Raw genomic sequence first — 24441 nt, 5'->3', positions numbered from 1 at the left:
ATACCCGTCGACCGCGACGGGGCTCGGATGGCGATTCGGGGGCGCATTCGGTGCCTGAGATACTGTCTTGGTGCCTTCGGGCCGACCGTTCGTGCCGCATCGTGCAAGGAGATCCACCAGTGACCAGTCCTCTCGCCCCGTCGTCCCTGAGCGGCAAGCGCGCCCTCGTCACGGGATCCTCGCGCGGCATCGGCGCCGACACCGTTTCGTACTTCGCTGGGGCCGGCGCGAGCGTCGTGATCAACTACCGCAACAAAGAGGCTCGCGCGCGCAAGCTCGCCGACTCGATCGAGGCATCCGGCGGGACCGCCGTCGTGATCGGCGCCGACCTGACCGATCCCGAGTCCGTCGCCGCGATGTTCGCCGACGCCGAGGAGAAGCTCGGCGGGCTGGACATCCTGGTGCTCAATGCGTCGGGCGGCATGGAGGCCGGCATGGAGTCCGACTACGCCATGAAGCTGAACCGCGATGCGCAGGTGAACGTCCTCGAAGCGGCGCTCCCGCTTCTCGGCGACGGATCCCGCGTGGTCTTCGTGACGAGCCACCAGGCGCACTTCATCCGCACCACGCCGACCATGCCGGAGTACGAGCAGGTCGCGCTCAGCAAGCGTGCGGGGGAGGACGCGCTGCGTGAGCTGATCCCCGAACTGGATGAACGCGGCATCGGCTTCGTCGTCGTCTCGGGCGACATGATCGAGGGCACCATCACGGCCACACTGCTGGAGCGGGCCAACCCCGGTGCGATCCAGGCCCGCAAGGATGCCGCCGGTCGCCTCTACAACGTGAGTGAGTTCGCCGCAGAGGTGGCGAGGGCCGCCGTCGAGCCGGTCCCGGCGGACCACACGCGGCTGATCGGCGAGATCGACGATTTCGGTGCTGAGGCGTGATGGTCTGACATCCGCTTCCTCATGAAGAAGGTCCCCGGAGCCAGAACGGCTCAGGGGACCTTCTTCATGACGGATCAGGCGTCGGCGCCCTTCCAGGTGAAGGCGCGGATGACCTGGATGATGCCGAGGACGACCAGCGAGATGCCCAGCAGCCACCAGAGCACCGCTGCACCCCAGAGCGGGGAGAACAGCAGGATGATGCCCGCGATGATGCTGAGGATCGCGAAGAACACCGTCCAGCCCTTCGACCGTGCCTCCCCGAGCGCCGTCAGCGAGACGATGCCCTCGACGATCCACATGATTCCGACCAGGATGCCGAGGAACACGGCGAGCCACGCGGTGGTCTGACCGAGTTCGATAAACGCGATGACGCCGGCGATGATGAAGAGGATTCCGAGGACGATGTGGCCGACTCGCGCCCAACCACCCATCGATCTCGCGAAGATGCCGAGGCCGGCATAGACCAGGCCGCCGACGATCGCATAGATGGCGATGATGGCCGTCACGACCATGGCGGTCCTCGCCGGCCACACCAGGATGAGGATCCCGACCACGAGGGCGACGACACCGCCGACGCCGAGCGCGGTACGGATCCCATTCACCGCTGATTTCGCGGCAGGACTTTCAGCGGACATGAGGCTACCTTCCCTGAGAGCATGCTGTGAGCTTTGACCGCAGCCTAAGCGCGAGTCGCCGCCGAACCCGGCTCATCCGAACGGATTCACCCGATTCGTGTCACACCCGTGACGCAGCCGTGGGGGAGAGAGCACGGGCGTCCGTCGATCATGAAGTGCCGTCGGCCAGGCGCTCGTGTCGAAGGGAACCACGGACGCGACTGTGCAAGGACCGTCTCGTTCCGGGTGTCGCATAAGCCCAGCGGGCCGCTCGTGCACTGCGTCGACAAGACACCAGACGATGTAGACAGGTCTGTGTACCAGGGACATCAGAACCCGAAGTTTCATGTACTTATCGAAGGTTTCGGAAGCCATCTCGATGACGCAGTGCCGTGCCTCTCGGCCGACGAACACGGACGACAATCGCTGATCAGGACCGGAAACCACATCGGATGAACGGCCAGGCGATAACCGGAGCCACGATTCGATTGATGTCCGATAATGCACATTATGTCAGATTGGATTGAGACAGCCTCCCCTTTGGTCGCCCGGTCAGCGCTAGCCACCCACCTGGTTGCTGCTCGGAGGCTGCGGTCAGTGAGCGCTCGGACGCTGCTGCCGGGCGGCTGCCGTCGCACGGATGAACACCCAGATCACGCCGAGAACCGCGACCAGAACGGCAATCCAGTAGGTCGCGGGTGCGATGAGCCCGAAGATGCTCGCTACGAGGGCCACCACGAACGCAATCGTCGCAGGCAGCACCGCTGCCGCGTGGCCCGCTCTCCACGCGTCGTCGCTGCGCTCGAGCGCCGGAATCTTGACGCCGAAGTACCTGTTCCGCCCAAGTCCTCCGCGGCCCGCCACGACACAGGTGATCGCCAGCACGAGGAGAAGACCTGTGAAGATCCATGCGAGTACATCGATCAGCACGACCACTCCCCTCGCTCCGCGAGTTCGCCTCGCCGAAGCGAATGTACCGCTGGCAATGTCGTGACAACCGGACGCCACGGCGCCTCGCCGCACCCTGACGGCGGCTCCCTCGAATCGGAAAGGGGCCGGGGATCGGTGCGGACTCCGCGAGATCGGCCCCTCCCCTGGCGTCATGCACGTGGGAGGGGCCGGTCTCGGACGTGCCCGTCCGGGCGAATGTCCGGTGATCAGCTCGAGCCGGAGGTCAAGCTCCCGGTCCGTTCTTGGCCGTGACGTCCGCGACGGCTCGACCGCCGTTGGCGCTCACCCCGATCTGGACTCCGGATCCGATTCCGCCCAGTACACCGCTCGCGTCCACCTCGATCTCAGCCGTGGCCGAACCCCCTGGCGGGATGCTCGCGACGATCGGGACCGGGAACTTGTTGGGATCCCGTCCGGTCACCGGCGGCAGGCCGCGCACCTGAACCCTGCCGTTGGCCCGCCATTGCACGGAGTCGAACCGCACGTCGTTCGCCGCGGCATTGCCGGTGTTGTGGACCGTCACCTTCCAGGTGCCCTTGCTGTTGCCGCTCTTCTCCACGAGCTCGGCTGTTGCGTCGAGCACAGCCTTGCCCTGCGACTGGCCTTCATCGACCTCGAGCAGGATGGTGTCCCATCCCAGGCCGTTGCCGGCAGCTGCGCCGCTCCCCCGGGTGAACGTGATCGTGTTGCTCCCGACGACCAAGGCGCTCGCCGGGAAGGTCAGGACTGCGGTGCGCGGGTATCCGCTCCGGTCTGCCTGGCGCGCGATCGTCGAGTCGTTGTTGTTCGGCAGCGATCCTGTGACCACGGACGTGTTCCCGTTCACGGCGACCGTGGGACGGCTGCCTTGCTGCATGGCCGTCGCCACTGTCAGGTACGCCGTGCCCGACGGCACGCGGTCGAGTGTGAACGAGACGGTCCACGTCCCGCCCTGGGTCTGCGCGTAGTACCAGTCGGTCGGTTCCCAGTTCTCCCCTACCGCGAACGCCAGCGTTCCTGGCACTTCCCCTGGCTTCTCGTAGGCACGCGGCTCCGAGTGCACGGGAGACTTCGTCGCCAGAGCGAACTCCTGGGTGCTGCGGTCGGACCGACCGATCTGCCACAAGAACGTCGACCTGCTCGTCGGCGCCCACGTGATCGTGCCCAGATCCGTCTTCTTTCCTGTGACGGAGACACCCGTCTGCTGATACTGCTCGACCACGGAGCCTTTGGAGGCGAACGCATACAAGGTGTAGCTGGCCGGAGTGGTCGTTCCCGGAGCCCATGCCGGCGGGATGCCGGGCAGCGAGAATGAGCCGTCCGCATCCGTCTTCACCCAGTACGTGGGCTCGTGGATCGTGTACACGTCGGTGACCGTCTGCGTCGACAGCAGCACATAGAAGCCGTCGGCGGGCCGTCCGTCCGCGAGCCGGAGCGTCCCGGTGACGGTCGATCGCGCGCCCGGATCCGGATAGAGGCCGTCCACGATCCAGGAAGCGCCCGCCCGGTTCTCGGCGATCTCGATCTGGGCCGCCGCGGCCGCGTTGGCGATGACCTCGTCATCCGTCGCACCCGTCGACAGGTGCGTGTACCAGGGTCCGTACAGTCGCCGATAGCCCTGGTTCAGCGCGTAGCTCGGCAACCCGTAGTGGTTCGCGCCGAAGTAGTTGAGGATCAGTGCGTCCTGGTGGATCGCCAGGTCCTGATGGTCGGGGCCGACTCCGTAGAACGCGCACAGCGTGTCTTCTGTGACCCCGCCCAACGGTGTCAGCCATGCGCCGAAGCCGTGGCCGTAGTGCCCGAACATCGGGTTCTCGTGGTGGTAGAGGCTCCAGTTGTATTTCGTGTAGATGTAGCCGGCGGGCAGGTTGCCCGAATTGTCGTCCGGCGACGGCAGGTTCGGGTTGTTCACACCGTCGACTCGCCAGGTCTCGTCCTGCACCTGCTGCTGCGTGGCGAGGTACGCGTACGTGGGCTGCTTCCCGCCGCCGCGCTCCCAGTTGTACGCGTTGTCCAGGATCGCCCTGTCCCAGCGGGCGTTCATGCGCACTTCGTTGATCGACGTGGCCGCCGCGGCCGTGAGGATGTCGTAGCCGTACAGGCCTCGCTTCCCCCGGCGCATGATCAGGTGGTGTTCGTGCTGGAGCGGCGTGCTGGTCGTATCGAGGAACGCGACCTCGACGAGATCCCGCGAGACACGGAGCACGCGCACCTGCGTGCAGACGAGCCTCGTCTTACCGCCGCCGGCGTCGATGTAGAACGAGTGCTGGCGATCGGGATCCCGCGGATCGACGCCGTTGAGGTTGTGCGCCAGTTCGGTGCCGTCCACAACGATCGACGTCGCCGTGATCGACGTGTCCGTCCACCCGGTGACAACCCCGCCCACGGCGTCGTCCCGCCCGAACGTGAACTTCACGAGCCCGTTGTCGAGCACAAGAGACGGCACCTGATCGGGAAACGCATAGTCCCCCACTGCCGCGGGCTGACCGCCGATGGTCGCGCTGACGTCGCCGTGCCCTGGCGGCAGGTCTGCCGTCGCGTGCGCGGCGGACGCCTCCGCCGTGCTGGCTGCGATGGCTCCGGCGGTCACCGCGCCGAACAACCCCAACGCGGAACGTCGAGACAACCCTTGCTTCCCCAACTCCATGAACTGCTCCCTTGCGTTTCACTGTGGTGAATGAATCGTTTCACATGCAGGTGGGAGCCTACTCTCGTCCAGCGCGCGCATGGCCTATCAGTCTGATTCGATGTTCGAATCATTCGACAGCGCGACCGGAGTGGAAGAGCAAGGACGAGCGATAGCGTCGTTCCGTGGATCCCAGACAGCTGGCGTGCGCGATCGCCGCATCACTCGGACTGCCGACGAGCCATGCAGTCATCCTCCCCGGCGGCAACGAGAACCACGTCGTACGGGTGTCCGGCGACCGGAGCGACATCGTGGTCCGGTTCGCGAGAGACGGCGCACGAAACGACGATCCGTTCGACATCGAAGCGTGGTCCCTTCGGGAGCTGGAGCGCACCGGTGTGAGCAGCTCGCGCCTCGTGGCCCGCGGGTGGCTCGACGACACGTCCTATCTGGTCGTCGACTACGTTCCGGGAGCACCGGCATCCGCCGACGACCTCGAGGCGTGGAGGGCGATCGGTGAGTTCATCGCCGCACTCTCGCACATCGACACGTCGACGGCGCCTGAGGCACTCTTCTCGCGCTTCGGTCGCGACCTCGACGCAGCCTGGGACGAGCACCTGGCATACAACCTGAGCTCGCTGGCCGACGTCGATCCGCTGATCGGTCTCGGTGTCTACGCAATGAGCGACCGGAAGCCGCTCCACAGTCTCCTGTCTTCTCTGAGATCCAGGAGCCTGCCGCAAGGCATCGTGCACGGCGACCTCTCCACCAGGAACGTGGTGGCTGACGACGGGTACGTGATCATCGACTGGGGTACGGCGCAGGTCGGCCCGACCTTGTTGGCCGACCTCGAACGCATCCGCCGCTGGATGCTGCTCGGCGACGAGGAGTCAGTGGTGACTCCGGATGCCTGGGGTGTGGTCCTCAGCGGTGCGGGGCTCCGCTCGTCGGAGGTCGAACCCGTCCTCGACGAGCTCACGGCCCTGCACGCACTGGACGTCGTCCGGTGGGCTCTGGATCGACGACCGGATCGTCTCGACGAGCTCGCTGCCGAGTCCACACGACTTCTCCGCCTGGTGCTATGAGCGAAGCAAACGAAGGTGTTGCCCGCGATCGCGAGCTGCGTCGGTTCGTCATCGTCGCCCCGTTGGTGCCGCTTCGTGTCGGCGACGAGTTCGCCGCGGATGCGTGGCCACTCCACGTCACGCTCGTGCCGCCCTTCAGCGCACCGATGGCTCCACCTGCGTTGTCCCGCATCATCGAGACCGCCTGCAACGGCATCGCCACGCTGACCGTGCATGCGACCGGCAAACAGTTCTTCGGCCGTCGCCGCGATGTTCCCGTCGTCACGCTCGACTTGTCTCCGGAGCTGCTCCGCCTGCATGTCGCGCTGCTCGACGCCCTCGAACCTTCGATCAGGCAGCCCTTCGACGCGCACCATGTCCGTGACGGATACCGACCGCACGTGACGACTCGGCACGCGTCGGACATCCAGCCCGGATCCGCCGTCTCGCTGCCCACGGTCGCCTCGGTCGACCAGCATCCCGACGGCGACCGTCACCGTCGACGGGTCGTGTCGATGACCGTGCTCGGCGGATGATCGAGCCTGACCGGAATCGGCTCCGCCCGAGTCCGTCCGAGTGGCGCGAACCCAAGCCCTCAGGAGCCGGCGCCGAACCCCGACTCCACCAGCGCGACCAACGCGTCGACGGCATCCGTCGCGGCCGGATCATCGGTGGCGATCTCCACGGAAGAGCCCTGGGAGAGCCCCAGCGAGAGGATTCCCAGCAGACTCCGCGCGTCCTTCCCGTTGACCGTCACCTTGCCACCGAGCGAGGTCGCCAGTTTCACGAACTCTGCGGCCGGCCGGGCGTGGAGTCCGTCGGGGTTGATGAGGGTCGCCGACCGTGAATACCCTGCGGTGCTCTCGGACGACGGCTGCCCCACCTCGATCGTGCGTGCCGATCCACTGTCCGGCCGACCGGTGGCCGCCTGCGCGACCTCCGCAAGCACTCCCCCTGTCTGAGCCCTGACGCCGGCCGCAACCGCGCCCTCCACGAGCGGCCCGTCCGCCGGGACCACGCGCCGGGTCCAGTCGGTCCCCAGGAGCTCCAGCGCGGTCTCTGCACCCATCACCGCCGAACCCAGGTCGGAGACGACGACCACGCCGGCACCGGTGTCCGCGTCGCGGATCGCCTGCATGACGCGCTCGACATCCGTGCCGAGTCGCCCGTCTGCCGTGCCGCCCGCCGCGATGACCGTGACGTCGGGACTCGTTTCCCCGACGAGGTCAACGACGCCGCGCGCGATCAGGTCGCTGTGCGACACCACGACGAGTCCGACCAGCGGCTGGTCGCTCATGCGACTGCCGCCTCCGCCGCGGCCTGCAGAAGGATCACGGTCGACGCAGCCCCCGGATCCCGATGCCCAACCGCACGCTCACCCAGATAGCTCGCCCGCCCCTTGTGCGGCAGCAATGCATCCGTCGCAGAAGCGCCCCGCTCGCCCCCTGAAGCCGCAGCAGCCAGCACCGCTGCCGGGTCTGCGCCAGCGGATGCCGCTCCTCGCGCATCCGCGACTGCAGCAGACCAAGCGTCCACCATCGTCTTGTCGCCCGGCGCGGCATGACCGCGCTCCTCGATGCCGCCCAGCGCCGCATCGAGCAGCGCGACCACATCAGCGGAGTCGAGCACATCTTTGCCCGCCACGGCATCTGCCGCCCGGAGGAATGCCGTACCGTACAGCGGTCCCGCTGCGCCGCCCACGGAGGAGATCAGCCGCATCGCCGTCGTCCGCAGGACGTCCGACGGGGTCGCGTCCGTTCCTGACTCGGCGAGGACCGACCGCACCGCGGCGAACCCGCGGTTCATGTTCTCGCCGTGATCGCCGTCGCCGATCGCGCGGTCGAGTTCGCTCAGTTCAGGCGCACGCACCTCGATGTCGTCGGCCGCCTGCGTCAGCCAGCGGATCGTCCATGCCGTGTCCAAAGTCATCTCATCCTCATCGATCTGTTTCGCGTCCACCGATCAGCGCCCGTGATCACATGCCCCAGTGCAGTGCGGCCGTGTGCACCGGTGCGTCCCATAGGCCGAGCAGTTCGTCGTCGACCGAGGCCAACGACACGGAGAAGCCGGCCATGTCCAGCGAAGTCGCGAACGATCCGACCAACGACCTGGCGATCTCGACGCCCGCGGCCTCGAACCGTTCCGCCACCCGTCGATAGATCACGTAGAGTTCGGCGACCGGCGTCGCGCCCATGCCGTTGACGAGCGCGATCACGCGCTCGCCTCGAGCCCGCGGAAGATCCTCGAGCACCGCATCGAGAACCATGTCGGCGAGTTCGTCGGCGGCGGCCATCGTCATGCGGGCCCGACCTCGCTCGCCGTGGATGCCGATTCCGAACTCGATCTCATCGTCCGCCAGCTCGAAGCTCTGCTTGCCGGAATGCGGAACGGTGGGCGCAGCGATCGCGACGCCCATCGACCGCGTGGATGCCACCATCCGCTGGGCGAGCCCGACAAGGGAGTCCAGATCATCGCCGCGCTCGGCGGCCGCGCCGACGATCTTCTCGATGATGACCGTTCCCGCCACACCGCGTCGACCGGCCGTGAACTCGGAGTTCTGCACGGCGACGTCGTCGTCGATCACGACTGTGCGCACCTGGATGCCGTCCAGCGCAGCGAACTCGGCGGCCGTCTCGAAGTTGAGCACGTCTCCGGTGTAGTTCTTCACCAGGTACAGAACGCCACGGCCTCCGTCGGCGGCCCTGGTCGCCGCGAGGATGGGATCCGGTGTCGGCGACGTGAAGATCTCGCCGGGCACTGCGGCATCCAGCATGCCGACGCCGACGAAACCGATGTGGAGAGGCTCGTGTCCGCTGCCTCCCCCCGACACGATCCCGACCTTGCCGCTGGGTCGACCCGCGCGAGCGACGTACGTCGGATCGATGCCCACCCGCACGATGTCGCGGTGCGCCACGGCGAAGCCGGCCACGGCATCCGCTACGAACGCTCTGGGATCATTCACCAGCTTCTTCACGTTCGACCTCCCGACCGGTCAGCCTTCCGGCTCATCCGGCGGCAGCGATCCATTCGTCGAGCTTGGCGGACGCCGCGCCGGAATCGATCGTCTGCGCCGCGACCGCGAGCTTGTCCGAGAACCGCTCGAGGATGCTGCGCTGACCGCTCGCAGGGTCAGCCGCCAGTTCGTACGACACCAGGCCGGCCGCCGCGTTCAGCAGAACGATGTCGCGCACCGGTCCTCGCTCTCCGGCCAAGACCGCACGCACGACCGCCGCGTTGTGGACGGCGTCTCCGCCCTTGAGGTCCGCGATGTCGGCACGGGGCAGACCGAGGTCACGTGGGTCGATGTCGTGCTCGGTGACGAGGCCTCGTGCGACCTCCCACACGTGGCTGTGACCGGTCGTCGAAAGCTCGTCGAGGCCGTCGTCACCTCGGAACACGAGCGCCGTCGCCCCGCGGGTCTGGAAGACGCCGACGATCAGCGGAACGCGGTCGAGCTGAGCCACTCCGACCGCGGAGGCTTCGGGACGGGCCGGGTTGATCAGGGGGCCGAGGATGTTGAACACCGTCGGAATGCCGAGCTCACGACGCACGGCGGCCGCGTTCCCGTATCCCGGGTGGAAGAGGGAGGCGAAGGCGAAGGTGATCCCCGTCTTGTCGAAGACCTCGGCGACTCGTTCGGCCGGCATGGCGAGATCGAGCCCGAGAGCCGCGAGCACGTCCGACGACCCCGAACGCGAGCTGGCGGCGCGGTTCCCATGCTTGATCACGGGGACTCCGGATGCCGCTGCCACGATGGACGCCGTCGTCGACACGTTGACGGTGCCGTAGCGGTCGCCCCCTGTACCGACGATATCGAGCGCCATCGGGTCCAGTCGCAGGGGGACGGCATGCTCAAGGATGGCGTCCCGGAATCCGACGATCTCGTCGACCGTTTCTCCCTTGGTGCGCAGCGCGACCAAGAATCCGGCGAGCTGTGCATCGGTCGCCTGACCGGTCATCACCTGTTCCATCGCCCATGCTGCGTCGGCGACACTCAGGTGCTCGCCATCGAGCAGAGTGGAGATGATCGTCGGCCAGGTCCGGGTTTCCGCCATGTCTGAAATCTTAGGGGTGTCCGACCAGCGCACGCGCAGGGCGGAAACGCTGAAATCGCCAGGACGAGGCGCACGCCTTCGTCGTGCGGCGCCGACGATCTGCTTTGGGCGTCGACCGGCGCCGTTCCGGTGCCTCGTCAGGGCATATCCCTTGTCGATGGCCCCTGTCCGGGCCGCATTCGGCGCGCGAATGCGAAAACGGTCCCACGAAATCGGCCATAATGGGGAGCGTGACGAGCACCTCGATTTCCCCTTCGGCTTCGGCGCCGACGATCAACCGCCCCAATGTGGTGGCCGTCGGAACGATCGTCTGGCTGGGAAGCGAGGTGATGTTCTTCGCGGGACTCTTCGCCATCTACTTCACGCTGCGCTCCACGTCGCCTCAATTGTGGGCCGCGGAGACGGCGCACCTCAACGTTCCTTACGCGCTGACGAACACACTGATCCTGGTCGCCAGCTCCTTCACCTGCCAGTTCGGTGTCTTCGCCGCTGAGCGCTTCCAGTCGAGGTCGACCGGTTGGAGCCCTCGCAAGTGGGGGATGGTCGAGTGGTTCACGCTCAGCTATGCACTGGGCGCCATCTTCGTTGCCGGCCAGGTCGTCGAGTACGCGACCCTCGTCGGTGAGGGCGTCACCATCGACGGAAACGCCTACGGTTCGGCCTTCTACCTCACGACCGGCTTCCACGCACTCCACGTCACCGGCGGGCTCATCGCCATGCTCTTCGTGGTCGGACGCGCTTTCGCCGTTCGCAGGTTCGGAGACAAGGAGGCGACGAGCGCCATCGTCGTCTCGTACTACTGGCACTTCGTCGACGTCGTGTGGATCGGGCTCTTCCTGGTCATCTACGTCCTCAAATAGAAATCAGGAGCAGAGCACCTCAATGCGCGAGACAACGCACAAGACCGCTCGCAAGCGCAAGGCGGGCCGCAGGCATCCACTCGCCACTGTCGCATTGATCGCGATCGGGCTGGGGCTGACCGGAGGCGCGTACGCCGCGTTCAACGCGACCGGATCGAACGCCGACGCCACGTCGTCGAGCTCGAGCGATATCGACTCCGGCAAGAAGCTCTTCCAGGCGAACTGCGCGACCTGTCATGGGCTCGAAGCCCAGGGCACCGACGAGGCGCCCAGCCTGATCGGCGTCGGCGCCGCCGCGGTCGACTTCCAGGTCGGAACCGGTCGCATGCCGATGGCCATGCAGGGCCCGCAGGCCCAGGAGAAGCCGGTCCAGTTCACGCAGGACGAGATCGACCAGCTTGCGGCCTATGTCGCGTCGCTGGCGCCCGGGCCCGGTGTCCCCGACTCGGAGTACACCGACGGCAACGGCGATGCCGCCAAGGGTGCCGAACTGTTCCGCGTCAACTGCGCCATGTGCCACAACGTGGCCGGCGCCGGCGGTGCGCTCACCGAGGGCAAGTACGCTCCTCCGCTGCGCGGCGTCACGCCCACTCACGTCTACGAGGCAATGCTCACCGGGCCGCAGAACATGCCGGTGTTCAACGACCGGAACATCTCGCCCGAGGGCAAGCGAGACATCATCACGTACTTGAAGTTCATCCAGGCCAACCCTTCGCCCGGCGGATTCGAACTCGGATCGCTCGGCCCGGTCGCCGAGGGCTTGTTCATCTGGATCTTCGGCCTGGGTTCGATCGTCGCTCTGACGGTCTGGATCACGGCCAAATCGAACTGATGCGCGTCGCGCGGATCGCACACGAGCGCAAGAAGGAGAGCAATGGCACAGGACGATAACGGCGGCACGGAGATCACGCCCGCCGCCTCGTCGGCCGTCGACCACCGTCCCGGCGACCCTGGCACTGCCGTGATCGTGCAGGACGCGGTGGAGAACCCCGGGTTCCCGCCGCACCGCGCGCGGATCACGGACAAGGACCCGCGCAAGCAGCGCCGCGCCGAGCGCACGATCTACACGCTCTTCTACCTTTCGATCGTCGGAAGCATCTGGGCCATCGCCGCCTACATCGCGTTCCCGATCGAGTCCGGAAAGATCTCGGATCTCCGCATCAGCACGCTGGCCATCGGACTCGGCATCACGCTTGCGCTTCTCGCCATCGGCTTCGGTGCCGTGCACTGGGCCAAGGCCCTGATGGTCGACAAGGAGGGCATCGACATCCGGCACCCCGTCCAGGGGTCCGATGAGACCCGCGACCGGGCCGTCGAGATCTTCAAGGAAGCCGACCAGGAGTCCGGGTTCGGTCGTCGCACGCTGATCCGCAATTCGCTGATCGGCGCGCTCGTCGCCTTCCCGCTGCCCGCGATCGTGCTCTTCCGCGGCCTGGGCCCGATGGACCAGGATCCGGTCAAGCTCCTCTCCCACACGATGTGGAAGGAAGGCACCCGGCTCACGATCGACCCGTCCGGCACGCCTATCAAGGCCTCCGACGTGACCATCGGGTCCGTCTTCCACGTCATCCCCGAGGGGCTCAACGACAAGGAAGACGCTCTCGACCAGAAGGCCAAGGCCGCCGTTCTGCTCATGCGTCTCGATCCGAAGGACCTCCACCCGACGCACGGGCGCGCGAGCTGGGCCTACGACGGCATCGTCGCGTACTCGAAGATCTGCACGCACGTCGGATGCCCCGTGGCGCTCTACGAGCAGCAGACGCACCACCTCCTCTGCCCGTGCCACCAGTCGCAGTTCGACATCACCCACGAGGCACGAGTCATCTTCGGTCCGGCGAACCGGCCGCTGCCGCAGCTGCCGATCGAAGTGGATGCCGACGGATACCTCGTCGCGCAGAGCGATTTCCATGAGCCCGTGGGCCCGAGTTTCTGGGAGCGTCATTGACCGCCACCACCGCCGCTGAAACCACGGCCAAGAAGCGCAGCTTCACCGCTGCAGCGTCGAACTACATCGATGAGCGCACGAGCATCTCGGGCGTCGTCAAGGAATTCGGTCGCAAGATCTTCCCCGACCACTGGTCGTTCCTGCTCGGCGAGATCGCCCTGTACAGCTTCATCGTCATCCTGATCACGGGAACGTTCCTCACGTTCTTCTTCCAGGCCTCGCAGGCCGATGTGATCTACCACGGTTCCTGGGTGCCGCTGAAGGGCATCCAGATGTCCGCTGCGATGAACTCCACATTGAACATCTCGTTCGACATCCGCGGTGGTCTTCTGGTCCGTCAGATCCACCACTGGGCGGCGCTCCTGTTCGTCGCATCCATCGGCCTGCACATGCTGCGCATCTTCTTCACGGGTGCGTTCCGCAAGCCGCGCGAGCTCAACTGGGTGATCGGCTTCACGCTGTTCGTCCTCGCCATGGCAGAGGGCTTCACCGGATACTCGCTCCCCGACGACCTGCTGTCCGGAAACGGTCTGCGCATCATCGACGGTCTGATCAAGGGAATCCCTGTGATCGGAACCTGGACGTCGTTCCTGCTCTTCGGTGGTGAGTTCCCCGGCACCGCGATCGTCGGACGCCTGTACACGCTGCACATCCTGCTGCTGCCGGCGCTCGTCGTTGCGTTCATCGCGCTGCACCTGGTGTTCGTCGTCGTGCACAAGCACACCCAGTACGCGGGCCCTGGACGCACGCAGCAGAACGTTTCGGGCTACCCGATCCTCCCTGTCTACGCCGCCAAGGCCGGCGGATTCTTCTTCATCGTCTTCGGCGTCGTCGCGCTCATCGCGTCCTTCTTCACGATCAACCCGATCTGGTTGTATGGCCCGTACGACCCATCGCCCGTCTCCGCTGGTACACAGCCGGACTGGTACATCGGGTTCGCCGACGGCATGCTGCGCCTCGTCCCACCGCACTGGGAGTTCGTCTGGCTTGACAGGACGTGGTCGCTGAACATTCTGGTGCCCGTCGTGATCCTGGTGCTGTTCCTCGTCCTCGTCGCGATCTATCCGTTCGTCGAGGCATGGGTCAGCGGTGACAAGCGCGAGCACCACATCCTCGACCGTCCGCGCAACCAGGCGACCCGCACCGCGATCGGCGCCGCCGGCGTCACGTTCTACGCGACGATGTGGGCAGCCGCGAGCTCCGACCTCGTGGCGACGCACTTCAAGCTCACGATGGAAGGCGTCATCCACACCCTCCAGGTCACGCTGATTCTCGGCCCTATCGTCGCGTATTTCATTACGAAGCGCATCTGCATCGCTCTGCAGAAGAAGGACCGCTCGATCGCCCTGCACGGATACGAGTCCGGACGCATCGTCAAGCTGCCGGGTGGCGAGTTCATCGAGGTCCACCAGCAGCTCGACGAGTACGAGCGGTGGCGCCTGGTGAGCTATGACACGTACCAGCCGCTCATGCTCCGCCCGAACTCCCGCGGCAAGATCACCGCTGGCAACCGCCTCCGTTCCGGCATGTCCCGTTGGTTCTTCGAGGATCGTCTCGAGCCCGTGACCAAGGGCGAGCTCGAGTCCGGTCACGGTCACCACTGAGTCCGTCGAACTGATTCACGGTCGGGCACCGATGTCCCTCACGACGTTGTCGGAGTGGCTTCGGTGCCCGATCTGTTTTCTGCCGCTCGAGGCGATGCCTCCGCTCGCCCTGGGCTGCGACGACGGACACCGGTTCGACGTCAACAAGCACGGATACGTCAGCATGCTCGCCACGCAGCCGCGCGTGGCCGGCGACACCCCGCAGATGCTCGACGCGCGGGCGGACTTGCTCTCGAGCGGTGCCTACGATGCGGTTGCGCACCTCATCACCGAGAATGTGCTCGGCGGTCGAACGGAGCGAGTCATCGACGCCGGAACCGGCACAGGGCACTACTCGGCGAAGATCTCATCGCGGCTGTCACGTTCCGCTCGGATCCTCGCGACGGACATCGCCGCGGATGCCGTCCGACGCAGTGTGCGCCACATCGGCCGCGAGCGAGCCGACGGACTCGTCGCAGACACCTGGCGGCCCCTGCCCATCCGCGACGGCGTTGCGGATGCCGTGGTCAACGTCTTCGCACCACGGAATCCTGAGGAGTTCCGTCGCGTCCTCAAGGACGATGGACGACTCGTGATCGCACTCCCCCAGCAGGATCATCTCATCGAGCTGCGCGAGGCGCTCCCCATGCTGGATGTGCCGCCTGACAAGTCTCAACGACTCGCCGAAGACTTCTCTGCGCACTTCACCCTGGAGCACAGTGCGACGGCTCGATACCGTCTCTCGGTCACTCGTGACACAGCCGTTGCATTGCGCACGATGGGCCCGTCGGGCCACCACACCGCGGCGCAGGGTCCGATGGTCCCTGCCGCGTTGCCACGCGAGGTCACTGTCGCGGTGGACGTGCTTCGCTTCCGACCGAACACCGTCCGGCCGCGCACCCGCCGCAGCGACGACCAGCTGTCTTCATCATCATCCGTCGACTGATCGGCAGGTCGCCCGCGCACGGACGCCCGTGCGACGTCGCGCAGTGCGACCGCACTGGCCCGGCAACTCCACGGTGACAGGGACGGGCTCTATGAGCAGCCCACCATAGCCCGGATCATCCATCGATCACTCCATGTGTGACCGAAGCAACCCTGCGCAACGGTCGCTGTGTACGGCCTGTACGGCCTGTACGGCAACCGCACACGGTCGCTCTACTGCCATTGGACGACGTGCCTGTAGCGAACCGAAGAAGCACTCGCCTTCCTTGCACTTACGCTTGGTTGAGCGTCGTGCAGCCCCCATGTGACTCGGCACGCCGACCACTCGGACCTAGGAAACTCGCGGGACGCTCTCCTGTGGCGATCCCACAACGGCATCGATGCGGCCAGACATAGCATTCCGGTCGGGAGAACAACCTGCCACGGACAGGCCATTACGCACGACGAGACATAAGCAAAAAGGAAGGCGCGCCATGCAGATGGCGCGCCTTCCTTTCGTTGAAGCAAGCTGTGGGATCAGCGGGCGAAGTAGCCCCTGTAGTACTCGTAGACCCATCCGACGAGGCTCACCGCGGCGAGAGCGCCGCCGATCGGAACGATCCACCATCCGACCGCGATACCGAGGGCGCCGAGCGCGACAGACAGACCAAGCATGAACGGCCACCAGCTCCACGGGCTGAAGTGCCCGAGCTCGGGATCGCCGTCATCGATATTGGCGTCCAGACGATCTTCCGGAAGCTCCACGCCACCCTGCGTGGCATGCGTGCGACCGAGGAAGAAGGCGATGAAGGCACCGAGGATGCCGGTCAGTGTCAGAGCCACCGTGCCGACAGGCTCGATCTCATGGTTCGGATAGTAGAACCACGCCCACACGGTGTACGCGATCGCAACTATCCAGAAGAAGATCGCGATGATCCAGAAAACTGTCGCGCTGACGCGCATGCTACTTCACCTCTGCAGAGTCGACACCAACGGATGTTGTCGAGGCACCGGCGCCGATAGCCACCGGCACTCCCACCTCCGGATGGTTCAGGTCGAACGCCGGCGACTCGCTACGGATACGCGGGATCGACGTGAAGTTGTGTCGCGGCGGCGGGCAGCTGGTCGCCCACTCGAGCGAGCGTCCGTAGCCCCAGGGGTCGTTCACTGTCACCTTCGCTCCCGAACGTGCGGTGATGTACACGTTCAGAAGGAACGGGATCATGGAGATCGCCAGGAGCGCGGCACCGAAGGTGGAGACCTGGTTCATCCACGTGAATCCGTCTTGCGGCAGATACGTGTAGTAGCGACGCGGCATGCCGATGACGCCCAGCCAGTGCTGGATCAGGAACGTGGTGTGGAACCCGATGAACAGCAGCCAGAAGTGCCACTTGCCCAGCTTGTCGTTGAGCATTTTTCCGGTCCACTTCGGCCACCAGAAGTAGAAGCCGGAGAACATCGCGAACACGACCGTTCCGAACACCACGTAGTGGAAGTGCGCCACGACGAAGTAGGAGTCGGAGACGTGGAAGTCGAGCGGCGGAGAGGCCAGGATCACACCCGTGAGGCCACCGAAGGTGAATGTCACGAGGAATCCGATCGCCCACAGCATCGGAGACTCGAACGTGATGGAACCGCGCCACATGGTGCCGATCCAGTTGAAGATCTTCACGCCCGTCGGGACCGCGATGAGCATGGTCATCAGGGAGAAGAACGGCAGGAGCACCATTCCCGTGACGTACATGTGGTGCGCCCACACCGTGACGGACAGCGCAGCGATCGAGATCGTCGCGTAGACCAGCGTCTTGTATCCGAAGACCGGCTTACGGCTGAAGACAGGGAACACCTCTGACACGATTCCGAAGAACGGCAACGCGATGATGTACACCTCGGGATGGCCGAAGAACCAGAACAGGTGCTGCCAGAGGATCGCACCGCCATTGGCAGCATCGAAGACGTGGGCACCGAGTATGCGGTCCGCGGCTGCAGCGAAGATGGCGGCCGCGAGAACCGGGAATGCCATCAGAACGAGGATCGACGTGACGAGCGCATTCCAGGTGAAGATCGGCATGCGGAACATGGTCATACCGGGAGCGCGCAGCGTGATGATCGTCGTGATGAAGTTCACCGCACCGAGGATGGTTCCGAAACCGGAGATTCCGAGGCCGAGCATCCACATGTTGCCGCCGAGCCCCGGTGAGAACGTCGTCGACGCCAGAGGCTGATACGCGAACCAGCCGAACGACGCGGCACCCTGCGGGGTGAGGAATCCGGCGACGGCGATGAGCGATCCGAAGTTGTACAACCAGTAGGCGAAGGCGTTCAGACGCGGGAACGCCACGTCGGGAGCACCGATCTGCAGCGGCATGATCACGTTCACGAATCCGGCGAAGAGCGGCGTCGCGAACATCAGCAGCATGATCGTGCCGTGCATCGTGAACAGCTGGTTGTACTGCTCACGGGTCTGGACGACCTCGAGACCGGGCTCGAACAGCTGAGCGCGGATGATCAGCGCCATGATGCCGCCGATGCAGAAGTACACGAACGACGTGATCAGGTACATGTACCCGATGGTCTTGTGATCCGTCGAGGTGATCCAGTTGACCAGGATGTTGCCCTTGCGATGAATCTTCGTCGCACCGAGAATCTGAGTGGTCGGCGACGGCGTGACCGTCGAAGGAGCAGGTGCTGTGGTAGTACTCATTCTCCGCGTGCCTTAGTCGTTGTTCTTCGGTGCGCCGGTGCCGGGCAGGTTCGTATTGCGGTCGACATCGGAACCGAGCGTTCCGGTGTATCCACGGTCCTTCAGATCCTGAATGTGCTGCTGGTACTCATCCTCGGAGACCACCTTGACGTTGAAGAGCATGGCCGAGTGGTACTCACCGCAGAGCTCGGCGCACTTGCCCGCGTAGGTGCCCTCCTTGGTGGGCTCCAGGTACATGTAGTTCGTGTGCCCCGGAATCACGTCCTTCTTGTAGAGGAAGGCGGGAACCCAGAACGAGTGGATGACGTCACGCGAGCTCAGCTTGATCGTGACCTTCTTGTCGACGGGGAGGTACAAGGTCGGGATCTGGCTCTCGACGACCGACCCCTTCGATGCGCCGGACTGGTCGTCGGGCTGCGCCTGGATGCCCGGGTCGTACACGCCGTCCGACAGGTAGTTGAAGTCCCACGACCACTGCTTGGCATACACCTGCACGGTCATGTCGGGGTGGGCGTATGGCTTCTCGATGGTGTCCTGGGCACGCGTGGTGAAGGCGAAGAAGCCGATGATCAGCACGAACGGCACGATCGTGTAGAAGATCTCGATCGGCATGTTGTACCGGAGCTGCGCCGGAATGCCCGTCTGCCCCTTGCGACGTCGATAGACGATGACGCACCAGATGATGAGGCCCCACACCAGGAGTCCGACCAGCAGGAGCACGATCCACGATGTGACCCAGAGCCCGGAGACGAGTTCGGTGTGGTTGGTGACCGGAGTCTTGCCGTCGAAGCCGGGAAGGAACCCATTCAACTGAGACTGGGTGCAACCGGCCAGAACCAGAGCGACTAAAGCTGCGACCGGAATTGCAGCCCATCGGAAACGGCGATTGTGACGCACCGGTGACCTTTCGAGTAAATCGTGAGCAGAGCGGCATCCACCCTGCGTTGACCTTCGCCTAGCCTATCGCCATCCGAGAGGGTGGTGCGTGCCGAAGGCGCTCTCGCGTGGCGCCAGGAGGCGGGTCGGAGATGCGAAAAGGACCGGCTGATCGGCCGGTCCTTTTCGTGAACAGCAAGTGGGGTGAAGGCGCGTATTCACGCTCCGCGCTCGACGTGTTCGATCGGTTCAGGGAAGCACGAACCGCGTTCTGCGCTTGCCCGAGGCGTCAGTGGAAGCTGTCTCCGCACGCGCAACTACCCGATGCATTGGGGTTGTCGATGGTGAATCCCTGCTTCTGGATCGTGTCTTCGAAATCGATCGTCGCACCGTCGAGGTACGGTGCGCTCATCTTGTCGACGATCACCTCGACACCGTCGAAGTCGACCGTTCCGTCGCCGTCCATGAACCGCTCGTCGAAGTACAGCTGGTAGATCAAGCCGGAGCATCCTCCTGGCTGAACGGCCAGACGCAGACGCAGATCGTCACGGCCCTCCTGCTCCAGGAGGCTGCGCACCTTGCCGGCCGCGGCATCCGTGAGCAGCACGCCGTGAGCCTTGGGCTCGGCGAGGGTGCCCGTGCCGGTGAGAGTCGTGTCGCTCATCGAGTGCCTCGTTCTTTCATAACGTCGAATCTGTCCCCAGTGTAAATCAGCCGACTGGTTTATTCAGGCGAGCCAGCAGCAGGGATTCGGTGAGGATCGCTCGCCGGAAGACCCCGAGGTGCAGCGATTCGTTCGGGCTGTGCGCCCGCGTGTCGGGATCCTCGACGCCGGTCACCAGAATCTGCGCATCCGGGAACTCGCGGACCAGATCCGCGATGAAGGGGATGCTGCCGCCGATTCCGGTCTCGACGGGTTCGGCACCCCACGCGTCTCGCATGGCCTCTTTGGCGGCCGTGGCCGCCCATCCGCTCGTGTCGACGAGGAAGGGATCGCCGAGGTCCACCTCGTCGATCTCGATGTGCGCACCGAAAGCGTCGCGCGAGCGGATGTGCCGCTCCAGCGCCGCGTACGCCTCGCGCGCCGCTTGTCCTGGTGCCACACGGGCACTGATGCGCACTGCGACGGAAGGAAGCAGCGTGTTGGATGCATTGGCCACGCTCGGCGCATCGATACCCGTGACCGTGATGGTGGGCTGGTTCCAGAGTCGCGACAGCACCGGACCACGCCCGACGAGCGCGACGCCGTCGAGCACGGCGGCATCCGTGCGCAGCTGTTCCTCGGAGAACTCCGGAACCTCGGCATCGTGCGACGTCATGCCCTCGACGGCGACCGAGCCGTTCTCGTCGTGCAGGGTCGCGAGCAGCTTCGCGAGGGCGAGCATGGCATCCGGCACTCCCCCGCCGTACATGCCGGAGTGGGATGCGTGGGCGAGCGTGGACACCGTGAGCCGGAAGGTGACGTTGCCGCGGAGCCCCACGGTGAGCGCCGGGATGTCGACGCTCCAGTTGTCGGAGTCCGCCACGACGATCGCGTCGGCGGCGAGCATCGCCTTGTGCTCGGCGAGGAAGTTCGCGAACGACCGCGAGCCGAACTCCTCCTCCCCCTCGATGAAGACCGCGAGGCCGAGGTCGAAGTCGTTGCCGATGACGGCGGTGAGTGCACGGATGGATGCGACGTGGGCCATCACGCCCGCCTTGTCGTCCGCGGCGCCACGTGCGTACAGCCGGTCGCCGCGGACCGTCGGTTCGAACGGCGACGTCTCCCAGTCTTCGTCCTTTCCAGGCGGCTGGACGTCGTGGTGCGCATACAGCAGGACGGTGGGAGCACCGTTCCTGGGCTCCCTGCGAGCGATGACGGCCGGCCGGCCCTTCTCGTCGCCGTCGCCGATGGTCGATTGGGCGATCTCCACTGTGTCGAAGACGTCGAGTGCGCGCAGGAGCGAGGCGACAGCATCCGCACTGCGAGCGACGTTCTCCGGATCGAACGCCGACCAGGAGACGGACGGGATGCGCACCAGATCGGTGAGATCGGCGACCGCCAGCGGCATTCCGTCTTGAACGGCTCGACTCAGGGACACTGTCAGGTCTGCCTGTGGCTGATCCTCTTCGCTCATGCGGGTAATCTTAATCGGACGACTATCAAGGACTTTCCCGTGGCCAAACGAGCAGAAACCACCGCAACACCGGCTGAAGAAGCCGAGCAAACGCCGACGAGCGGCAAGGGTCACGCGACCCCTAGCCGTGCCACACGCGAGGCAGCGCGGAAGCGCCCCTTGGTGCCGGCCGACCGCAAGGCGGCGGCGCGTGACGCGCGCGGCAAGAACGCCGAGGCGCGCGAGCGCGCACGCGTCGGCATGGCCGCCGGCGACGAGCGCTATCTGACGCAACGCGATCGCGGTCCGCAGCGGCGCTTCGTCCGCGACTACGTGGACGCGCGGTACACCGTTGCCGAGTTCCTGATGCCGGTGATGCTGGTGATCATCGTGCTGACCTTCATCCCCGTGCCGGCCCTTCAGTACTACGGCATCATCGTGCTCTGGCTGTTCTTCGCCCTCGCGATCATCGACTCCGCGATCATGACGTTCACGATGAAGCGTCGGCTGCGTGGCAAGTTCGCCACGATCGAGCGCGGTCTGACGTGGTACGCGGTCATGCGGGCCCTGCAGTTCCGCATGATCCGTATGCCGAAGCCGCAGGTCAGGCGCGGCCAGTACCCGGCATAGCCCGGACCACGACCGATGACGATCATCGCCGCGGCCGACGGCTCAGCTCTGGGTAATCCCGGTCCCGCAGGGTGGGCGTGGTATGTCGACGACGACACCTGGGCGGCCGGCGGATGGCCGCACGGGACCAACAACATGGGCGAGCTCATGGCTGTGATCGATCTCTTCGAGTCGACCGCTGGAGAATCCGACGACCTGCGCGTGCTGTGCGACAGCCAGTACGTCATCAATGCCGTCACCAAGTGGATGCCGGGGTGGAAGCGTCGCGGCTGGCGCAAGGCGGACGGTTCGCCGGTGCAGAACCTGGATCTGCTCAAGCGACTCGATGCGGCGCTGGCCGGCCGCGACTATGCGTTCGAGTGGGTGCGCGGCCACAACGGTCACGAGCTCAACGAGGCTGCCGACGAGCGGGCGCGCGGCGCCGCGACCGCGTATCAGAAGCGCGCGCCGGTCGACGGCGGCCCCGGATGGGGCGGTACGCGGCGCTCCGGCACCTCGATCGTCTCGACGGATGCCGGACCGACGCACGGGCAGCGCCCCGAGATGACGGATGCCGGTCAGGCGCCCGCGCCGACGCTCTTCGACGAACTTCCGCTCGATGAGACGGATGAGGAGACCGTGCTCCGACAGGAGCGGGCGCTCTTGGATCCACGCATCCGCGAGGACGTCGCCGAGATCGGTGTGCTGCTCCACCCGGAGTTCGTCGAGGTCGGTAGATCCGGTCGGCTGTGGTCGAAGGACGAGGTGGCGCTCTCACCCGTCACCGAGGGGACGATCGCAGACATCGTTTCGGTCGACCTCGTCTCGCCCGGGGTCATGCAGCTGGTCTATCGCACGACGGATGCCCGCGGTACGACTCTGCGCAGTTCGCTGTGGCTTCGCAGCGGACCACGCTGGCGGCTGCGGTTCCACCAGGGAACGCCCGCCACCGACTAGCGGGTCGCGGCGCTGAGCCGGTCGAGGCCGCGGTTGATGGACCGTGCCCACAGCGGACCCAGATAAATGAAGGCCGAGTAGCCCTGCACGAGGGTGGCACCGGCATCCAGACGTTCGCGCACGTCGTCCGCTGTTTCGACGCCGCCCACCGAGATGATGCACAGCTCGGGCGCCACCGCGGCCCGAAGGAGACGCAGCACCTCGATCGACCGCTGCGCGAGCGGACGACCGGACAGTCCGCCTGCGCCGGCGGCCTGCACCGTCGCCGCGTCCGTTGCGAGTCCATCTCGGGAGATCGTCGTGTTGGTCGCGATGATGCCGTCCAGGCCGAGCCCGCCGACGAGCTCCGCGATGGCGAGGATGTCGTCGTCTGCGAGATCCGGCGCGATCTTCACCAGGAGAGGGGTTGTGCCCGCCTCCTCCTTGACCGCCGCGAGCAGCGGACGAAGCGAGTCGAGGGCCTGCAGGTCCCGAAGGCCGGGCGTGTTCGGTGAGCTGACATTCACCACGAGGTAGTCGGCGACGGGGGCGGCGGCACGAGCCGACGTGCGGTAGTCGGCAACAGCATCCGCGACATCGACGACGCGCGACTTGCCGATGTTGATGCCGATGACCGGCCTGCGCCGTGCCGTGCGCGCCTTGGCCACGAGCGCGGCCGCCGCCTGGGCGCCGTCGTTGTTGAAGCCCATGCGATTGATGATCGCGCGGTCGGGAATGAGGCGGAACAAGCGTGGCCGGGGGTTGCCGGGCTGCGGGATGGCGGTGACGGTGCCGACCTCGACGTGACCGAATCCGAGCGCACCGAGTCCGAGGATGGCGGTGGCGTTCTTGTCGAACCCGGCGGCTACGCCGAAGGGGGTCGGGAAGGTGAGCCCGAGCGCTCTGACCGATTGGTCCGTGCGCGGCATGGTGATGCGCGACGCGAGGCGGCGCAGGCCGAGTGCGGGAAGCATCCGGATCACCGCGAACGCGAGATGGTGGGCCCGTTCGGGGTCCATGTGCCGGAAGACGAGCGAGAACAGGATGCGATACATGCCTGTGCAACCCTATAGGCGATTGAGGTGAGAGGAGAGCGAACTCGCGTTCGCGCTCCCGAGCCGATTGAGCCTATGAGCGGCGGAGCCGCGATAGAGGCGATTGAAGCGAGAGGGGAGCGAACTCGCGTTCGCTCCCCCGAGCCGATCGAGCGGAAGAGTGGCCCCAGCCGCGATCGGTCCCGTCGCTACTCGATGCCGGCCGGTCGGCCGTGGTGCTCCTCGCGCAACGTCGTGATGGCGGCTTCGAAGTCGTCGAGCGAGTCGAATGCCTGGTAGACGCTGGCGAAGCGCAGGTAGGCGACCTCGTCCAGTTCGCGAAGCGGCGGCAGCACGGCGAGTCCGATCTCATTGGCGTCGATCTGGGACACGCCGGTCGCGCGGACCGACTCCTCTACTTTCTGGGCGAGGAGTGCGAGATCCGTGTCCGTCACGGGTCTGCCCTGGCAGGCCTTGCGCACACCGGACATGATCTTCTCGCGGCTGAACGGCTCGGCGACGCCGCTCCGCTTGATGACGTTGAGGCTCGCCGTCTCGATGGTCGAGAAGCGTCTGCCGCATTCCGGGCACTGGCGTCGTCGCCTGATCGAGAGCCCGTCGTCCGAGGTGCGGGAGTCGACGACGCGCGAGTCCGGATGGCGGCAGAAGGGGCAGAACATGGTGTGCTCAGGCTATCC

General features: G+C 65.8%; 24 protein-coding genes. 10 read left to right on the top strand and 14 right to left on the bottom strand.

Annotated elements, in window-relative coordinates:
- Positions 1-119: 119 nt before the first annotated feature.
- Positions 120-887: an SDR family oxidoreductase gene (locus HII28_RS00885; RefSeq protein WP_170023569.1), complete on the top strand. Its 768-nt coding sequence runs from the start codon at positions 120-122 to the stop codon at positions 885-887.
- Between the two features lie 74 nt (positions 888-961).
- Here the strand turns inward: HII28_RS00885 and HII28_RS00880 are convergent, their stop codons facing one another.
- The 3 genes from HII28_RS00880 to HII28_RS00870 all read right to left on the bottom strand — a co-directional run bounded on the left by HII28_RS00880 (position 962) and on the right by HII28_RS00870 (position 5078).
- The gene (locus HII28_RS00880) at positions 962-1522 is read right to left on the bottom strand and encodes a DUF308 domain-containing protein (RefSeq protein WP_170023567.1); all 561 of its coding nucleotides are present in this window, start codon (positions 1520-1522) and stop codon (positions 962-964) included.
- Between the two features lie 573 nt (positions 1523-2095).
- Positions 2096-2431, bottom strand: coding sequence for an SdpI family protein (locus HII28_RS00875; RefSeq protein ID WP_170023565.1), 336 nt, complete (start codon positions 2429-2431; stop codon positions 2096-2098).
- Positions 2432-2675: 244 nt separating this feature from the next.
- Complete coding sequence (locus tag HII28_RS00870; protein WP_170023563.1) at positions 2676-5078, bottom strand: polysaccharide lyase family protein; 2403 nt, start codon at positions 5076-5078, stop codon at positions 2676-2678.
- A 164-nt stretch (positions 5079-5242) separates the two neighbouring features.
- Between HII28_RS00870 and HII28_RS00865 the strand changes: the two genes are divergently transcribed.
- Both HII28_RS00865 and HII28_RS00860 read left to right on the top strand, forming a co-directional pair.
- The gene (locus HII28_RS00865; RefSeq protein WP_170023561.1) at positions 5243-6142 is read left to right on the top strand and encodes an aminoglycoside phosphotransferase family protein; all 900 of its coding nucleotides are present in this window, start codon (positions 5243-5245) and stop codon (positions 6140-6142) included.
- Positions 6139-6657: a 2'-5' RNA ligase family protein gene (locus HII28_RS00860; RefSeq protein WP_170023560.1), complete on the top strand. Its 519-nt coding sequence runs from the start codon at positions 6139-6141 to the stop codon at positions 6655-6657. The genes HII28_RS00865 and HII28_RS00860 overlap by 4 nt, the downstream gene beginning before the upstream one ends.
- Positions 6658-6716: 59 nt before the next feature.
- Here HII28_RS00860 and dhaM read toward each other — a convergent pair whose 3' ends face one another.
- Genes dhaM through trpD form a run of 4 tightly spaced genes read right to left on the bottom strand, consistent with a single transcriptional unit; the run spans position 6717 to position 10176 of the window.
- On the bottom strand, positions 6717-7418 hold the full coding sequence (gene dhaM, locus HII28_RS00855) for a dihydroxyacetone kinase phosphoryl donor subunit DhaM (protein WP_170023558.1): 702 nt from the start codon (positions 7416-7418) through the stop codon (positions 6717-6719).
- A complete protein-coding gene (gene dhaL, locus HII28_RS00850) occupies positions 7415-8050 on the bottom strand; it encodes a dihydroxyacetone kinase subunit DhaL (protein ID WP_170023556.1) in 636 nt (211 codons plus the stop codon). The genes dhaM and dhaL overlap by 4 nt, the downstream gene beginning before the upstream one ends.
- A 46-nt stretch (positions 8051-8096) precedes the next feature.
- Positions 8097-9095: a dihydroxyacetone kinase subunit DhaK gene (gene dhaK / locus HII28_RS00845; protein WP_170023554.1), complete on the bottom strand. Its 999-nt coding sequence runs from the start codon at positions 9093-9095 to the stop codon at positions 8097-8099.
- Positions 9096-9126: 31 nt separating this feature from the next.
- A complete protein-coding gene (gene trpD / locus HII28_RS00840) occupies positions 9127-10176 on the bottom strand; it encodes an anthranilate phosphoribosyltransferase (RefSeq protein WP_170023552.1) in 1050 nt (349 codons plus the stop codon).
- A gap of 221 nt (positions 10177-10397) precedes the next feature.
- Between trpD and HII28_RS00835 the strand changes: the two genes are divergently transcribed.
- Genes HII28_RS00835 through HII28_RS00815 form a run of 5 tightly spaced genes read left to right on the top strand, consistent with a single transcriptional unit; the run spans position 10398 to position 15510 of the window.
- Positions 10398-11036 carry a heme-copper oxidase subunit III gene (locus HII28_RS00835; protein ID WP_170023550.1) on the top strand — a complete coding sequence of 213 codons (639 nt, stop codon included), beginning with the start codon at positions 10398-10400 and terminating at the stop codon, positions 11034-11036.
- 22 nt (positions 11037-11058) lie between these two features.
- Positions 11059-11868, top strand: a complete 810-nt coding sequence (locus tag HII28_RS00830) for a cytochrome c (protein ID WP_170023548.1) — start codon at positions 11059-11061, stop codon at positions 11866-11868.
- 42 nt (positions 11869-11910) lie between these two features.
- Positions 11911-12981, top strand: a complete 1071-nt coding sequence (locus HII28_RS00825; RefSeq protein ID WP_170023546.1) for a ubiquinol-cytochrome c reductase iron-sulfur subunit — start codon at positions 11911-11913, stop codon at positions 12979-12981.
- The gene (locus tag HII28_RS00820; RefSeq protein ID WP_240977191.1) at positions 12978-14585 is read left to right on the top strand and encodes a cytochrome b; all 1608 of its coding nucleotides are present in this window, start codon (positions 12978-12980) and stop codon (positions 14583-14585) included. The genes HII28_RS00825 and HII28_RS00820 overlap by 4 nt, the downstream gene beginning before the upstream one ends.
- A gap of 31 nt (positions 14586-14616) precedes the next feature.
- The gene (locus tag HII28_RS00815; RefSeq protein ID WP_170023544.1) at positions 14617-15510 is read left to right on the top strand and encodes a putative RNA methyltransferase; all 894 of its coding nucleotides are present in this window, start codon (positions 14617-14619) and stop codon (positions 15508-15510) included.
- Positions 15511-16025: 515 nt separating this feature from the next.
- On the opposite strand, the gene HII28_RS00810 is transcribed toward HII28_RS00815, so the two are convergent.
- The 5 genes from HII28_RS00810 to HII28_RS00790 form a co-directional block, all read right to left on the bottom strand.
- Positions 16026-16451, bottom strand: a complete 426-nt coding sequence (locus tag HII28_RS00810; RefSeq protein WP_170023542.1) for a cytochrome c oxidase subunit 4 — start codon at positions 16449-16451, stop codon at positions 16026-16028.
- 1 nt (position 16452) lies between these two features.
- Entirely contained in the window at positions 16453-18192 is a 1740-nt protein-coding gene (ctaD, locus tag HII28_RS00805) for a cytochrome c oxidase subunit I (RefSeq protein ID WP_170023540.1), read from the bottom strand.
- A 12-nt stretch (positions 18193-18204) separates the two neighbouring features.
- Positions 18205-19089, bottom strand: coding sequence for a cytochrome c oxidase subunit II (gene coxB / locus HII28_RS00800; protein ID WP_170023538.1), 885 nt, complete (start codon positions 19087-19089; stop codon positions 18205-18207).
- 268 nt (positions 19090-19357) lie between these two features.
- Positions 19358-19732, bottom strand: coding sequence for an iron-sulfur cluster assembly accessory protein (locus HII28_RS00795; protein ID WP_170023536.1), 375 nt, complete (start codon positions 19730-19732; stop codon positions 19358-19360).
- A 46-nt stretch (positions 19733-19778) separates the two neighbouring features.
- Complete coding sequence (locus HII28_RS00790) at positions 19779-21185, bottom strand: dipeptidase (protein WP_170023534.1); 1407 nt, start codon at positions 21183-21185, stop codon at positions 19779-19781.
- Positions 21186-21224: 39 nt separating this feature from the next.
- Between HII28_RS00790 and HII28_RS00785 the strand changes: the two genes are divergently transcribed.
- Positions 21225-21794 carry a DUF3043 domain-containing protein gene (locus HII28_RS00785; RefSeq protein WP_170023532.1) on the top strand — a complete coding sequence of 190 codons (570 nt, stop codon included), beginning with the start codon at positions 21225-21227 and terminating at the stop codon, positions 21792-21794.
- A 15-nt stretch (positions 21795-21809) separates the two neighbouring features.
- Positions 21810-22730 (top strand): RNase H family protein, encoded by a 921-nt coding sequence (locus HII28_RS00780; protein WP_170023530.1) that lies wholly within the window; start codon positions 21810-21812, stop codon positions 22728-22730.
- Here HII28_RS00780 and HII28_RS00775 read toward each other — a convergent pair.
- Complete coding sequence (locus HII28_RS00775; RefSeq protein ID WP_170023528.1) at positions 22727-23764, bottom strand: quinone-dependent dihydroorotate dehydrogenase; 1038 nt, start codon at positions 23762-23764, stop codon at positions 22727-22729. The genes HII28_RS00780 and HII28_RS00775 overlap by 4 nt on opposite strands.
- 188 nt (positions 23765-23952) lie before the next feature.
- On the bottom strand, positions 23953-24423 hold the full coding sequence (nrdR, locus tag HII28_RS00770) for a transcriptional regulator NrdR (protein WP_170023526.1): 471 nt from the start codon (positions 24421-24423) through the stop codon (positions 23953-23955).
- Positions 24424-24441 lie beyond the last annotated feature (18 nt).

This window comes from Planctomonas sp. JC2975 (assembly GCF_012985205.1).
Classification (GTDB): Bacteria; Actinomycetota; Actinomycetes; order Actinomycetales; family Microbacteriaceae; genus Humibacter.
Note: the sequence above shows the minus strand (reverse complement) of the source record. Positions and strands in the feature narration are given on the sequence as shown.